We start from the raw sequence: 13404 nt of genomic DNA, 5'->3' as shown, positions 1-13404 counted from the left end.
ATAACCGCGCGCCGTCGCGAGGTTGTGTTGCTCACGACTGCGCCGTACGCGGCGCCGTCGTCGTCGTGTGCGCGGTCGCGGCATTGCCGCACGCTCACTCGGGTGCACTGGAGGGAGACAGCGAAGGATGTGTAGCGCATGATCGAGGGCGTGACCGAGCTAGCGACACCGAGTGTCCCCCCCGTGCCGCCCACGTCATCGGCCATGCGCCGGGCGCTGCGGCGAGCGCGTGACGGCGTGACATTGAACGTGGACGAAGCCACCGTGCTGCTGCACGCCCGCGGCGATGACCTGGTCGATCTGTCCGCCAGCGCGGCCAGAGTGCGCGACGCGGGTCTGGAGTCGGCGGGTCGCCCGAAAACCATCAGTTACTCCCGCAACGTCTTCATCCCGCTGACCAAACTGTGCCGGGACAAATGCCACTACTGCACCTTCGTCACGGTCCCGGGCAAATTGCGGGCCGAGGGCAAAGGCATGTTCCTCGAACCCGACGAGGTGCTCGAGATCGCGCGCGAAGGCGCGGCGCTCGGCTGCAAGGAAGCGCTGTTCACCCTCGGTGACCGGCCGGAGGATCGCTGGCCCGAGGCCGCGCAGTGGCTCGACGAGCGCGGTTACGATTCCACGCTCGACTATCTGCGCGCCGTCTCCATCCTGGTACTGGAGGAGACCGGACTGCTTCCGCACCTGAATCCGGGCGTGATGAGCTGGGACGAGATCTCCCGCCTCAAGCCGGTCGCGCAGTCCATGGGCATGATGCTCGAGACCACCTCGTCCCGGTTGTTCACCGAGAAGGGCCAATGCCACTACGGCAGTCCGGACAAGGATCCGGCGGTGCGGTTGCGCTCGATCACCGACGCCGGACGTCTCTCGGTGCCCTACACCACCGGAATCCTGATCGGCATCGGTGAGACGATGGCCGAGCGCGCCGAATCCATCATGGCGATTCGTAAGCAGCACAAGGCATTCGGGCACATCCAGGAAGTGATCATCCAGAACTTCCGGGCCAAGGACGATACCGCGATGCGGGATACCCCCGACGCCGGTCTGGAGGAATTCCGCGCCGCCATCGCCGTCACCAGGCTGCTGCTCGGCCCGGACGTGCCGGTGCAGGCGCCGCCGAATCTGGTCTCCCAGCAGGACTGCCTCGATCTCATCGACGCGGGTATCGACGACTGGGGCGGGGTCTCGCCGGTCACGCCCGACCACGTCAACCCCGAACGGCCGTGGCCGAATCTGGACACCCTGCGCGAGATCACCGAAGCCGCGGGATACCAGCTGGTCGAGCGCACCTCCGCGCATCCGAAGTATGTGCGCGCGGGCAATCCGTGGATCGATCCCCGGATCGGCGCGCACGTCGCGGCGCTGACCGACCAGGCGACCGGTCTGGCGAACCCGGACGCGCTGCCGGTCGGCCTGCCGTGGCAGGAGCCCGACGAGAACTGGGATTCGGCGGGGCGGGTCGATCTCAACACCTCGATCGACGTCACCGGACGAAATACCGAGAGCCGCAGCGATTCCGGACTCGGCCAGGAGGTCCTGGGAGCCTTCGGCGACTGGGACACCATTCGTGAACAGGCCCGTGATCTGGCGATCGCCGTGCCGCAGCGGCTGGACGCCGACGTACTCGCGGCGTTGCGCGCCGCCGAAGCCGATCCGGCGGGTCTGAGCGACGCCGAATACCTGGCGCTCGCCACCGCCGACGGCCCGGATCTGGAAGCCGTTGTCGCCCTCGCCGATCAGTTGCGTCGCGAGGTGTCCGGCGACGAGGTCACCTACGTGGTGAACCGGAATATCAACTTCACCAACATCTGCTACACCGGATGTCGTTTCTGCGCGTTCGCCCAGCGCAAGGGCGATGCCGACGCCTTCACGCTCAGCACTGAGGAAGTCGCCGACCGGGCCTGGGAGGCCTATGTCGACGGTGCGAGCGAGGTCTGCATGCAGGGCGGTATCGACCCGGATCTGCCGGTCACCGGATACGCGGATCTGGTGCGCGCGGTGAAGCGGCGGGTGCCGTCGATGCACGTGCACGCGTTCAGTCCGATGGAGATCGTGAACGGCGCGTCACGTGGCGGCCAGAGCGTCAAGGATTGGCTGGTCGCGCTGAAAGAGGCGGGGCTGGACACCATCCCTGGCACCGCGGCCGAGATCCTGGACGACGAGGTGCGCTGGGTGCTCACCAAGGGCAAACTGCCCGCGTCGGCCTGGATCGAGGTCATCACCACGGCCCATCAGGTGGGGCTGCGGTCGAGTTCGACCATGATGTACGGACACGTCGACAATCCGTCGCACTGGGTCGGCCACCTGCGCGTGCTGCGCGGAATCCAGGACGAGACGGGCGGTTTCACCGAATTCGTGCTGCTGCCCTTCGTCCACCAGAGCGCCCCGCTCTACCTGGCGGGCGCCGCACGCCCCGGCCCGACCATCCGCGACAACCGCGCCGCCCACGCCCTGTCGCGCATCATGCTGCACGGCCGTATCCACAACATCCAGACCAGCTGGGTCAAACTCGGCACCCAGGGCACCCGCATGATGCTCAACGGCGGGGCCAACGACCTCGGCGGCACCCTGATGGAGGAGACCATCTCCCGCATGGCAGGCTCCCAGCACGGCTCGGCGAAAACCGTCGCCGAACTGCGCGAGATCGCCGAGGGCATCGGCAGGCCGGTCCGCGAACGCACCACCGTCTACGGCCGCATCGACCGCTCCGCCACCTCGATCCCCCTGGTCGTCGGATAGCCACGGAAGCACCCGGGACGACGGTTACGATCGCGACGTGACCGTCATCTGGCAGGGCCCGCAACCGACGCCGATCGACTGGGTGACGTTCCTCGACATCGAGGAGGACGTCCGCCGCGAACTGGAGATCGTCGACGGTTTCGTCGTCCCGCGTGAGCAGCGCGGGCGTGACCATCAGAAGGTCGGCACCCGGCTCTCGCTGGCCTTGGAGCGCGCGGCAGTCGCCGAGATGCGGGGCAGTGGTGGCGGTTCCTGCTACGAGACCAACACCGAGGTCGACGTGAAGATCGGGACGCTGACCATCGAGCGCTACACGCTGTCGGATCGGACCGGCCCCTACATCCATATCGGCACCGGTCACCGCGATATGGGCCCGGTAGCTGTCGCCGCCTCGGATCCCTTTCCGCTGGAACTGCTGTGGGCGGATCTGGAGATCGCGCCTCGGGTGTGAACGGTGGGGTTGGAGGGATCGGTCACTCGATGCGGGCGTGAACGGGGTTGCGGCACTAGGATCTGGCTGGGGCGTCACAGTGGACGCGGCCGGGGCCGGAGCTGGGAAGTTAGGGCAGGCTGACCGGTAGTAACGTGGGGTGTAGGGATAGGGTTTCGCAGGCGGACCATCCCGCAGGTGAGGACCAGACTAGGAGAACGGCAGTGCCGTACATCATCGCTGAACCGTGCGTTGACGTGAAGGACAAGGCATGCATCGAGGAATGCCCCGTGGATTGCATCTACGAGGGTGGTCGCATGCTGTACATCCATCCCGACGAGTGCGTGGACTGTGGTGCGTGTGAGCCGGTGTGTCCGGTCGAGGCCATCTTCTACGAGGACGACACCCCCGACCAGTGGATCGGTTACGTGAACGCCAACGTCGATTTCTTCGACGAGCTGGGTTCGCCGGGTGGCGCGACCAAGGTCGGCAAGACCGATTTCGATCCGGCGTTCATCAAAGAACTCCCCCCGATGGGCGAGTGAGTTCGCACGTGTCGGCTCGTATTCGGGTCAGCTCGCTGCTGCCCGACTTCCCTTGGGACACCATCGCGGCGGTCAAGGCAAAAGCGGCGGCGCATCCCGGCGGAATCGTTGACCTGTCGGTCGGCACCCCGGTCGATCCGGTGGCACCGCTGATCAGGACCGCGTTGAATTCGGTCGCCGAGGTCCCCGGCTACCCGACCACGCACGGGACGCCCGAACTGCGCGCCGCCGCCGTCGACGCGCTGAAGCGGCGCTACGGGGTCACCGATATCGATCCCGCCGCCGTCCTGCCGGTGATCGGCACCAAGGAACTGATCGCCGGACTGCCGAAACTGCTCGGCCTTGGCACCGGCGACCTGGTCGTCATCCCCGAGGCCGCCTACCCGACCTACGAGGTCGGGGCACTGCTCGCGGGCGCCGAGATCGTGCGCGCGGACGGTCTGACCCAGCTCGGCCCGCGCAATCCGGCCCTGATCTACGTGAATTCGCCGTCGAATCCCACCGGCAAGGTGCTCGGCGTCGATCACCTGCGCAAGGTCGTCGCCTTCGCCCGCGAGCGCGGCGCGATCGTGGCCTCCGACGAGTGCTACCTCGGACTGACCTGGGAGGGACGGGCGGTCTCGATCCTCGACCCCGATGTCTGCGACGGCGATCATACGAACCTGCTCGCGGTGCATTCCCTGTCGAAGACCTCGAATCTGGCCAGTTACCGCGCCGGATTCGTGGCGGGCGACCCCGAACTCGTCGCGGAACTGCTCGAAGTCCGCAAACATTCCGGCATGATGGTGCCCTTCCCGATCCAGGCCGCCATGACCGCGGCGCTGAGCGACGACGCGCACGAGGCGCAGCAGCGCGAACGGTACCGGGCGCGCCGGGAGATTCTGCGAAAGGCCCTGGAAGCGGCCGGTTTCCGCATCGATCATTCCGAGGCGGGCCTCTACCTGTGGTCGACCAGGGGCGAGAACTGCCACACGACCCTGGACTGGCTGGCCGAACGCGGCATCCTCGCCGCACCCGGCGAGTTCTACGGCCCGGGCTGTGCCGAATACGTCCGCATCGCCCTGACCGCGACCGACGAGCGCATCGACGCCGCGGTCTCACGACTCGGCGAGCGCTGAGAACAGCGCGCCGGGCGTGCCCGACGCTCATCTGACACTCCGGAGCGTCGAAGACGGCCGGACCGTGCGCGTCGCGATCCGCGATCGGCCGACGACCCTAGGTTCGGTGCGGCCACCCCATCGCCGCCCGCCCGCCCGATCGAGCGGTTGCCAGGCAGCGTCCGGGGACACGCGATCGGCGCGCGTGCCGCGCAACCGGCCGCAAAGGGCGATAGCCTGGGGTATGGACGCTGTCACGGTTGTCCCTGTCCCCGGCAACGAGCCGGTGCATTCCTACGCACCCGGCAGCCGGGAGCGTGAACTACTGGTCGCGCGACTGGCCGAGATCTCCGCCGAATCCGTCGATGTCCCGCTGGTCGTCGGCGGCAAACATCGCCCGGGTATCGGCGATCGGCACTCCATCGTCGCCCCGCACCGGCACGCTCACGTCCTCGGGACCTACACCGATATCACCCACTCCGAAGCGCGCGGAGCCATCGACGCGGCCATCGCGGCCGCGCCCGGCTGGCGCGCGCTACCCTTCGACGAACGCGCCGCGATCCTGCTGCGCGCCGCGGACCTGCTCGCGGGCCCGTGGCGCGAGACCATCGCCGCCGCGACCATGCTCGGTCAATCGAAATCGGCGATCCAGGCCGAGATCGACGCCCCCTGTGAACTGATCGACTTCTGGCGTTTCAATGTGGCGTTCGCGCGCCAGATCATGGAACAGCAACCTCAGTCCTCGCCCGGGGTGTGGAATCGCCTGGAGTATCGGCCGCTGGAGGGTTTCGTCTACGCGATCACCCCCTTCAACTTCACCGCCATCGCGGGAAATCTGCCGACCGCGCCCGCCCTGATGGGCAATACGGTGGTCTGGAAACCGTCACCGACCCAGACGCTGTCCGCCTTCTACACCATGAGATTGCTCGAAGCCGCCGGCCTGCCGCCCGGCGTGATCAATATGGTGACCGGCGACGGCGCGGCACTGTCGGAAGTCGCGCTGAGCGATCCCCGGCTGGCCGGAATCCATTTCACCGGTTCCACCGGGACATTCCAATACCTGTGGCAGCAGGTCGGCGCGAATATCGGCCGCTACCACGGCTATCCGAGGCTCGTCGGTGAGACCGGCGGCAAGGATTTCATCGTCGCGCATCCCTCGGCCGATCCGGACGCGTTGCGTACCGCGATGGTCCGCGGCGCCTACGAATACCAGGGCCAGAAATGTTCCGCCGCGTCGCGCGCCTATATCCCGCGCTCGGTGTGGCGGGTCATGGGCGACGATTTCCTGGACGTGACGGGCGGGCTCGAATACGGCGATATCGCCGACCTGACGAAATTCGGTGGCGCGCTGATCGATCGACGTTCCTACGACAAGAACGTGGCCGCCATCGAGCGGGCACGCGACGCCGGGATCACCATCCCGGTCGGCGGCGAGTACGACGATTCCGAAGGTTGGTTCGTGCGCCCGACGGTGCTGCTTTCCGACGATCCCCGCGACGATTCCTTCCGGACCGAGTATTTCGGCCCGATCCTGTCGGTGCACGTCTACGACGACGCCGAACCCGGTTCCTACGCGGCGATTCTGGCCGAGGCCGAATCCGCCGCACCCTACGGGCTGACCGGCGCGATCTTCGCCCAGGACCGGCACGCGATCGAACAGGCCAGTGCCGCATTGCGATTCGCGGCGGGCAATTTCTACATCAACGACAAACCCACCGGCGCGGTGGTCGGTCAGCAGCCTTTCGGTGGCGCGCGCGCTTCGGGAACCGACGACAAGGCGGGTTCGCCGCTGAATCTGCTGCGGTGGGTGGCGCCACGGACCATCAAGGAGACGTTCGTCCCCCCGGTCGAGCATCGCTATCCGCATATGGACGTGTGAGCGGCATTCCCGACGGCACAGGAGGCACGGTGGGCCAGGCAACGCAGAATCCGGTGCGGGGTAGTCGGCGATGAATCCGCTGCGTCCCGTCATTCTCGCGGCCGCCGGGTCGCCGCGCATGAAACGCGTGCTCACCGGCACGACCGTCACCACCGATATCGTCCGCCGCTTCGTGGCGGGGGAGACCAGGACCGAACTGCTTCCGGTCGTGGCGGCCGTGCTCGGCACCGACCGGCTGGTCAGCGTCGATTTTCTGGGTGAGTACACGACCGACCGCGCGCAGGCGGACGCGACCGTGGCGGAATACCTCTCGCTCATCAACGATCTCGCGGCGCTCGGGCGGGTGCGGTCGCTCGGTGTCGAGGTCGCGCCGGTGGAGGTGTCGGTCAAATTGTCGGCCCTCGGGCAGGCGTTACCCGTCGACGGCCCCGCCATCGCCACCGACAATCTGCGCGTCCTGTGCGCGAAGGCGGCCGAGGCCGGGGTATGGGTGACCGTCGACGCGGAGGATCACACCGCCACCGACGCCACCCTGGCCTCGGTGCTCGAACTGCGGCCCGAATTTCCCTGGCTCGGTACGGTTCTCCAGGCCTACCTGCATCGCACCGAATCCGACTGCGCCGAATTCGCCGGGCCGGATTCACGGATCCGGTTGTGCAAGGGCGCCTACCGGGAACCGCAGGGTGTGGCGTTCCAGCATGCCGTCGAGGTGACCGAATCGTATCTGCGCTGTCTCGAAGTCCTCATGTATGGGGACGGCTATCCGATGGTGGCGACCCACGATCCGATGCTCGTCCTCGCGGCGGAGACGATGGCGGCCGAAACGAACCGGGCCGCCTATCGTTTCGAGCACCAGATGCTCTACGGCATTCGCGAGGGTGAGCAGTCCCGGCTGACCGAGGCCGGATACGCGATGCGGGTCTACATGCCCTACGGCAACGAGTGGTACGGCTACCTGACCCGGCGGCTGGCCGAGCGCCCGGCGAATCTGGGGTTCTTCCTGCGGGCGCTGGTCTCGCGGTCCTGATCAGACCAGCGGCGTGCCCAGCCGGTGCCTGCGACGCATATCCCACAGGTAGGCGTTGAGCGGAAAGAGTCTGGCGGGCTTGGGGAATCGCCGATGGACGGCGCCGATCGCGCGCAACAGCGCGTTCATGATCCGTTCGTCGCGGTCGGTCCAGGTCAACCGCATCTCCGAGCGCAGATGCGGTGGCAGCAGCCCGACAACGAAGAAGCGCTGAACCGGTGCGAAGATCCGCAGCGGCCTGGCGACCATCTTCAGATCGATGAGGTCGTCGAAGAAGGCGCGGGTCCTGGGATCGATCGTCTTGGTGGCCAGTTCGGAAGTCCAGTACTCGTCGAACGCGGCGCGATCGGCGGGCCACATCTCGGGGCGCACCTGCAACGTGGTGCCGAGTCGGGAGGCGTACCGGTAGAAGACCGCGGTGGTGTCGGGGTCCATCGGACCGTGTAGTCGTTCCTCCAGGTCGACGATGCCCCAGTACAGGCAGGCCGCCACCCACAGCTGTAGTTTCGGGTCGAAGGCGTTGTACTCGACCGGGCTGGCGGGACCGGAGTGGACGGGCCGGTGCGAGCCGTTGACGGCTTTCTTGTAGATCCGCTTGTCCTCGTCGGTGCCCATCAGCGCGACCGCGAGGTAGGTCAGCGTGGTGCGCAGCCGCTTGTACGGATGCACGGTGATGCGACCGGATTCGACGGGACTCTCCATCACGCCGTAGGCGACCGGACGCAGGCTGAGCTGCATGATGACATTCGCGGTGCCGCCGAGGAAGGCGGCCGCCCCGGTCCAGAACTCCTCCATGTCGAAGTCGTCGGCCGTCCCGTAACGGCAGCTTCGGGCAGGTTCGGGCGTTGTCTCGCGCAGGGGTGCGGTCATGGGATCCCCGTCTTTCTGTCTTCGTTCACGATGACGAAAAATGAGAAGATTGTGCCCTCACTTTCTCATCGTCTCGGAATCCTGTCAATCGGCGGTGACCGTCGCCGGAGGGTGATGCTATGCGATGCTTGGATCGTCATCGTTTCGCCGGAATCGACTGTGGATAGGTGGAGAGCATGGCGAGGCTGACCAGGTTGCTGCCCCTGGTGCGCAACACGGGCCCGGAGGATCGCAATCAGGCACGCGTGCTGGACGCCGCCCTGATGGCCTTCCTCGATTTCGGGATCAAGCGCACGAGCATGGTCGAGGTGGCACGGCGCTGCGGGCTGTCGCTGGCCACGCTGTACCGGCGCTTCGCGAGCAAATCCGATCTCATCCAGGCGGTCGCGCTCCGTCAGACCCGCGATTTCATCGACGAGGTCGACGCCGTGCTGAAACGTCAGGTGGACCGCGACGCCGACGCCGAGGACCAGATCGTCGAACTGTTCGCCGCGTTCATCAACGGCCTGCGCGGTAACGAACTGGTCCACCGCCTGCTCGCCACCGAACCCGAACTGGTCCTGCCGTTCCTCACCACGCGCGGCGCGCCGATCATCGAACTCGGCCGCGACTACCTCGCCGAATTCGTCGCCCGCCTCCAGGCGGAAGGCAAACTCCCCGACTACGACCCGGCCCCCCTCGCCGAGATGATCGCCCGCACCGCGGTATCACTGGCACTCACCCCGCAAACGGTGATCCCGCTCGGCGACGACCAGGCCATCCGCCGCTTCGCCCGCGACCACGTCGTCGTCTCCTTCCGGGTGTCCTGAGGACGCGTCGCGTCATCAGACCAGGCGCAGGCCGAGGCGGCGGCGCAGGCGCAGGTCCCAGAGGAACGCGGTGATCGGGAAAGTCCTGAGCGCGTGGGGGATTCGGTCCTCGATCGCGCCCGCGGTGGTGAGCAGGCGGGCCAGGTTGCGGTCGTCGCGGTCGGACCAGGGCATGCCCATCTGGTCACGGAGGCGGGCGGGGAGCATGCCCGCGGTCATCCAGCGGTGGAATCGGCCGAAGGCGAGGTTGACCGGGCGGGGGAACATCTTCAGGTCGACGATGTCGTCCAACATGGCGCGCACCGGTGCGGCGATGCTGGTGCGGGCCAGGTTCTCGGTCCAGTAGCGGTCGAAGGCGGCGCGGTCGGCGGGCCACAGCCCGGAGGGCATCTGGAGCGTGCTGCCGAGACGTTCGGCGTGGTGGTAGAAGCCGTCGGCGGCGGCTTCGTCCATGGGACCGTGCATGCGCTCGTAGAGGTCGCGTGCGCCCCAGTAGAGGCAGGCGGCCACCCACAGTTGCAGGACGGGGTCGAAGGCGTTGTATTTCACGGGGCTGTCCGGGCCGGAGCGCACGCCACGGTGCGAGGTGTCGATCGCCGCGCGGTAGGCGGCGCGCTCGTCCTCGGTGCCGAGCATGGCGACCGCGAGATAGGTGAGGGTGGTTCGGGTCCGTTTGATCGGGTGCAGCATGATCTTGCCGCTGTCGACCGGACTCTCCAGCACGCCGTAGCCGACGGCGGGGGTGCTCAACTGCATGATGACGTTGGCCGCCGCGCCGAAGAACGCGGCCGATCCGTCGATATGGCGGGTGATGTCGAAGTCGTCGGTCCCGGCGCGCGTGCTCGGCGTCGACGCGTCGGCGCGAAATGGTCTGGTCATGGCGACCTCGATCTCGTCGTTGAGAAGAGTATTCATAAACCGTCTCACCGCCTCTGCGGGGTGTCAACCGTCTGCCGCCCACGTCGTCCGAGCTGTGATCGGGGGAGCGCTTCCGCCGCATGATCCGCCGGAGGTCGGCACGACACGGATCCGGGAACCTACCGCGGCGAGCGGCGACCGCACGGCCGACTTCGCCTCGATGGCGGACTCGATGTTCGAACGGCCGGATGGACGGGCCGCGGGGCAGCGTCGATCCTATGGCACGCGCGCAGTAGCGTGAGCGAATGTCGTTCGGCTCGCCGCTGCTGCTTCGTTCCCTGAATCCGCTCGCCGTCGCCGCGGGTGCGGATATCCCCGACGCCGTCACCATCGACGGGACCACGCTCTCGCGCGGTGATCTGCTCGGCGCGGCGACCTCGGTGGCAGAGCGGGTCGCTCGCGCCGACCGGGTGGCGGTACTGGCCGCGCCCTCCGTCACGACGGTGCTCGCGGTCGTCGGCTGCCTGATCGCGGGCGTCACGGTGGTGCCCGTGCCGCCGGATTCCGGCGAGGCCGAACTCGCCCATATCCTCGCCGATTCGGGGGCGCAGGCCTGGCTCGGCGAGGCGCCCGATGGCACCGGACTGCCGGTGGTGCCGGTACGCGTGCACGCGCGGTCCTGGCACACCTACTCCGAACCCGATCCGGGCTCGGCCGCGTTCATCCTCTACACCTCGGGCACCACCGGCCTGCCCAAGGGCGTGGTACTCACGCGCGGCGCCATCGCCGCCGGGCTCGACGCCCTCGCCGACGCGTGGTCGTGGACCGCGAGCGATGTACTGGTACACGGTCTTCCGCTGTTCCACGTGCACGGCCTGATCCTCGGCGTACTCGGCCCGCTTCGCGTCGGCTCACCGCTGATCCACACCGGCAAGCCGACGCCGCGGGCCTACGCGCGGGCGAAGGGAACGCTGTATTTCGGGGTGCCGACGGTGTGGTCGCGGGTCGTCGAAGATCCGGAATCCGCACGGCACTTGGCGAAAGCCAGGCTGCTGGTGTCGGGCAGCGCGCCGCTGCCCGTTCCGGTTTTCGAGAAGTTGCGCGAACTCACCGAGCAGAGTCCGGTCGAGCGGTACGGCATGAGCGAAACCATGATCACGCTGTCCACGCGTGCCGACGGCGAGCGCAGGCCCGGCTGGGTCGGCACCCCCGTGGCGGGCGCGCGGACGCGGCTGCGCGACGAAACCGGCGCACCGGTGCCGCACGACGGCGAGAGTATCGGCGGGCTACAGGTCTCGGGGCCGATGCTGTTCGACGGATACCTGAATCTTCCCGAGGTGACCGCCGAGAGCTGGACCGAGGACGGCTGGTTCCGCACCGGTGACGTGGCCGTCATCGACGCCGAGGGTTTCCATCGCATCGTGGGGCGCGAATCGGTGGATCTCATCAAATCCGGCGGCTACCGGATCGGGGCGGGCGAGGTCGAGACCGTGCTGCTCGGCCATCCAGCCGTCGCCGAAGCGGCCGTGGTCGGTCTGCCCGACGACGATCTCGGCCAGCGCGTCGTCGCCTTCGTCGTGCTGCGCGACGGTGCGGCAGACGATGTCGAGTCCGAACTCATCGACCATGTGGCGCAGCAGCTTTCGGTGCACAAACGGCCACGAGAGGTCCGCGTGCTGACCGCGCTGCCGCGCAATGCCATGGGCAAGGTGCAGAAGAAGGTGCTGGCTTCGGGGGATTGACCTCGAGTGAGGTGCAGGTTCTACGGTCACGGATATGAACGCACAGCTGACGTCCGAACAGATCGATTACCTGCACACGCAGCAGTTGGGTCGGCTGGCGACCGTCCGCCCCGACGGCTCGCCCCAGAACAACCCCGTCGGTTTCCGGTACAACGCCGACCTCGGCACCATCGATATCGCGGGCTGGAACATGGGCGCTTCGTGGAAGTTCCGCAATCTGACCGGCAACGACCGCGTCGCCTTCGTGGTCGACGACGTCGCCTCGGTTCGGCCCTGGCGCGTGCGCTGCCTCGAAATACGCGGTACCGCGAAGGCATTGACGGATGTGCAGCCCTACATGGAAGGCGTGTCCCGTGAGATGATCCGCATCCGTCCGGACCGGGTCATCGCGTTCGGGCTGGAGGGTGAGCCCGCCTCGTGAGGCTCACCCTGCGGGAACTCAGTCGTTCGCGTGCAGCGCCGCGTTCAGTTCGATACCCGTGCCCGCGCGGGACACCACTTCCACCGCTCCGCTCTGGGAATTGCGACGGAACAGCAGATTGTTCTGCCCGGCCAGTTCGGCGGCCTTGACCACGGTGCCGTCGGGCGTGACGACCTTGGTGCCCGCGGTGACGTAGAGCCCGGCCTCGACCACGCAGTCGTCACCGAGCGGGATGCCGACGCCGGCGTTCGCGCCGACCAGCGAACGCTCGCCGATCGAGATGATCTGGGTGCCGCCACCGGACAGCGTGCCCATGGTCGACGCGCCACCGCCGATATCGGAACCGTCGCCGACCAGGACGCCCGCCGAGATACGACCTTCGATCATCGAATTGCCGAGGGTGCCGGCGTTGAAGTTGACGAAACCCTCGTGCATGACGGTGGTGCCGGAGGCGAGATGCGCGCCGAGCCGGACCCGGTCGGCGTCGCCGATACGCACGCCGGTCGGGATCACGTAATCGACCATGCGCGGGAATTTGTCGACGCTGTAGACGGTCACCGGACCGCGGGCGCGCAGTTTGGCGCGGGTAGCCTCGAAACCCTCCACCGCGGCGGGGCCCTGGTTGGTCCAGACCACATTGCTCAGCAGGCCGAACTGGCCGTCCAGGCTGATCGTGTGCGGGGTGACCAGCCGGTGGGAGAGCAGGTGCAGGCGCAGGTAGACGTCGTGCGCGTCGACCGGCGGGGCGGACAGGTCGGCGATCACGGTGCGCACCGCGACCACGTCGACGCCGCGCGCGTCATCGAAGCCGAGCAGCGCGGCGTACTCCGCGGGGGCGTCATCGAGGCGTTTGGTGCCCGTCTCGCCGAATTCGCCCAGCTCCGGGCTCGGGTACCAGGTGTCGAGGACGGTTCCGTCCGCGGTCACATTGGCGATACCGACTGCTGCTGCTCCCTTGATGCTCACGTCGACAGAGGTTACCGACCC

Annotated in this window: 12 protein-coding genes; 9 read left to right on the top strand and 3 right to left on the bottom strand. The window is 67.6% G+C overall.

All coding sequences use genetic code 11. The features are described 5' to 3' along the window. Window positions 1–138: 138 nt before the first annotated feature. The 6 genes from OG225_RS28735 to OG225_RS28710 all read left to right on the top strand — a co-directional run bounded on the left by OG225_RS28735 (window position 139) and on the right by OG225_RS28710 (window position 7717). Window positions 139–2739: a bifunctional FO biosynthesis protein CofGH gene (locus tag OG225_RS28735; protein WP_405178103.1), complete on the top strand. Its 2601-nt coding sequence runs from the start codon at window positions 139–141 to the stop codon at window positions 2737–2739. A 37-nt stretch (window positions 2740–2776) separates the two neighbouring features. Then, a complete protein-coding gene (locus tag OG225_RS28730) occupies window positions 2777–3190 on the top strand; it encodes a hypothetical protein (RefSeq protein ID WP_405178102.1) in 414 nt (137 codons plus the stop codon). A gap of 203 nt (window positions 3191–3393) precedes the next feature. Further along, window positions 3394–3714 (top strand): ferredoxin, encoded by a 321-nt coding sequence (gene fdxA / locus OG225_RS28725; RefSeq protein ID WP_109528510.1) that lies wholly within the window; start codon window positions 3394–3396, stop codon window positions 3712–3714. Between the two features lie 8 nt (window positions 3715–3722). After that, on the top strand, window positions 3723–4832 hold the full coding sequence (gene dapC / locus OG225_RS28720) for a succinyldiaminopimelate transaminase (protein ID WP_216909110.1): 1110 nt from the start codon (window positions 3723–3725) through the stop codon (window positions 4830–4832). Window positions 4833–5055: 223 nt separating this feature from the next. Then, complete coding sequence (pruA, locus tag OG225_RS28715; RefSeq protein WP_405178101.1) at window positions 5056–6690, top strand: L-glutamate gamma-semialdehyde dehydrogenase; 1635 nt, start codon at window positions 5056–5058, stop codon at window positions 6688–6690. A gap of 70 nt (window positions 6691–6760) precedes the next feature. After that, window positions 6761–7717 carry a proline dehydrogenase family protein gene (locus tag OG225_RS28710; protein WP_405178100.1) on the top strand — a complete coding sequence of 319 codons (957 nt, stop codon included), beginning with the start codon at window positions 6761–6763 and terminating at the stop codon, window positions 7715–7717. Here OG225_RS28710 and OG225_RS28705 read toward each other — a convergent pair whose 3' ends face one another. Continuing rightward, window positions 7718–8587 (bottom strand): oxygenase MpaB family protein, encoded by an 870-nt coding sequence (locus OG225_RS28705; RefSeq protein WP_405178099.1) that lies wholly within the window; start codon window positions 8585–8587, stop codon window positions 7718–7720. A gap of 176 nt (window positions 8588–8763) precedes the next feature. On the opposite strand from OG225_RS28705, the gene OG225_RS28700 reads away from it, so the two are divergent. Next, window positions 8764–9396 carry a TetR/AcrR family transcriptional regulator gene (locus OG225_RS28700; RefSeq protein WP_216908932.1) on the top strand — a complete coding sequence of 211 codons (633 nt, stop codon included), beginning with the start codon at window positions 8764–8766 and terminating at the stop codon, window positions 9394–9396. A 15-nt stretch (window positions 9397–9411) separates the two neighbouring features. On the opposite strand, the gene OG225_RS28695 is transcribed toward OG225_RS28700, so the two are convergent. Beyond that, window positions 9412–10275 (bottom strand): oxygenase MpaB family protein, encoded by an 864-nt coding sequence (locus OG225_RS28695; protein ID WP_405183397.1) that lies wholly within the window; start codon window positions 10273–10275, stop codon window positions 9412–9414. Between the two features lie 284 nt (window positions 10276–10559). Between OG225_RS28695 and OG225_RS28690 the strand changes: the two genes are divergently transcribed. Together OG225_RS28690 and OG225_RS28685 are read left to right on the top strand one after the other, a co-directional pair. Further along, entirely contained in the window at window positions 10560–11996 is a 1437-nt protein-coding gene (locus OG225_RS28690) for an acyl-CoA synthetase (RefSeq protein WP_405178098.1), read from the top strand. 34 nt (window positions 11997–12030) lie between these two features. Continuing rightward, on the top strand, window positions 12031–12417 hold the full coding sequence (locus tag OG225_RS28685) for a PPOX class F420-dependent oxidoreductase (RefSeq protein ID WP_405178097.1): 387 nt from the start codon (window positions 12031–12033) through the stop codon (window positions 12415–12417). 18 nt (window positions 12418–12435) lie between these two features. Here OG225_RS28685 and dapD read toward each other — a convergent pair whose 3' ends face one another. Continuing rightward, the gene (gene dapD, locus OG225_RS28680) at window positions 12436–13383 is read right to left on the bottom strand and encodes a 2,3,4,5-tetrahydropyridine-2,6-dicarboxylate N-succinyltransferase (protein ID WP_405178096.1); all 948 of its coding nucleotides are present in this window, start codon (window positions 13381–13383) and stop codon (window positions 12436–12438) included. Window positions 13384–13404: the final 21 nt, after the last annotated feature.

Source organism: Nocardia sp. NBC_01377 (assembly GCF_045040005.1).
Lineage (GTDB): Bacteria > Actinomycetota > Actinomycetes > Mycobacteriales > Mycobacteriaceae > Nocardia > Nocardia noduli.
This window is presented reverse-complemented; position numbering and strand designations above follow the sequence as displayed.